Raw genomic sequence first — 1343 nt, forward strand, 5'->3', positions numbered from 1 at the left:
CATTGGTAACACTTCCGTCAGCTAACTTAGCAGTAGTTACATTAGCATCAGCGATTTTAGCAGTAGTTACGTTAGCGTCAGCGATTTTAGCAGTAGTTACTGCATTGTTGGATATAGTCAAAGTAACGTTTGTAGCATCAATACTTGTAATACTTGCATCTCCATTAGGTACTCTTGCAACTGTACTCGTTCCGTCTCCTACCAAGATTTGATTCAATGCTAAAGAAGGAACAGCTGAGTTAATGGCACTTCTCACAGCGGCTTCAGTAACTAAGTTTGTATTTAGACCCGGGTCGCCTACTGTGGTAGCTATACCAGTTGCAGTTTGACCAAATAGCCCAAAACGTAAACCATTAGTAGCACTGAATTGAGTTAAATTATTCATTACCGTTGTACCACCTCCTGTAGTACTACCAATATTGATGTTAGTAGTTCCAGACGCAGCAGTTCCTGTACCCAGATTAATGGTTTTAGTTGCTGCTGTAGTTGCTTGTGTAGCTATATTTAAAGTGCTTGCAGTACCAACAGTAGGAGCGATGGTATGTGTAGCTGGCAAATTTGTGTTGGTAGCCGCCATATTAACTTGCCCAAAAAAGGTTGTAACACCAGTACCTCCTGTTACACTAAAAGCAGGTTGAGCAGCACCTGCATTGACCGTGAAACTAACAGGAGTGGGACCACCAACAGCTACAGTAGCTGGAGTCAAATTAAGTATATTATTTGCTCCATTCACAAAAGACATTTGGAAGCCAGATTGATTAATAGAAGTAGCAGCAGTCAGAGGTCCTCCTAAAGCTATATTAGTTCCTGTTTTTGTTAAACCATTATTTGCTGTAACAGTAGTAGCATTAATTGCATTGACTACTGCGGTTTCTGTTACCAATTTGTCATTAAGAGGGGTTGTCAGATTGATGCCTGCACCCAAAGGAGGAGCAAATACAATTCCATTTACAAAAGGTGAAGCTGCACCAAATCTGAGATTACCTGACATAGTAATACTTACTGCTTCAACGGTTCCTGTCATTAACAAATTACCACCTACAGCGGTATTCCCAGAGGTGGCTAAACTCATAGCATTTATACCACCTGCTACATTTATCGATGTTGCTCCATTATCGGTAATAAGTCCCGGTACTAAGGTGGTGCCATTACCTCTAAAAACAACGTTTGTTGTTGGTGTAACGCCAGTAATAACACCTCCATTTCTGACCAGCACTCCGGTAGAAGTAGATAAACCATTAGTAATACCATCTACATAGTCTTTGGTGGTCAGGGTAGTACCAGCATCAGCGGGGACTGTGCTTGCAGAAGTACCTTTTCCAGTCAGAGCTAAGGTGGTAGAA

1 protein-coding gene is annotated in these 1343 nt (G+C 41.5%); it reads right to left on the bottom strand.

Annotated features, from left to right (window positions below; all coding sequences use genetic code 11):
• Nucleotides 1-1343 (bottom strand): beta strand repeat-containing protein (locus BM141_RS23365; protein ID WP_177217527.1); only part of this gene is annotated, 1343 nt, incomplete at both ends.

The sequence above is a fragment of the Thermoflexibacter ruber genome, from assembly GCF_900113045.1.
Lineage (GTDB): Bacteria > Bacteroidota > Bacteroidia > Cytophagales > Thermoflexibacteraceae > Thermoflexibacter > Thermoflexibacter ruber.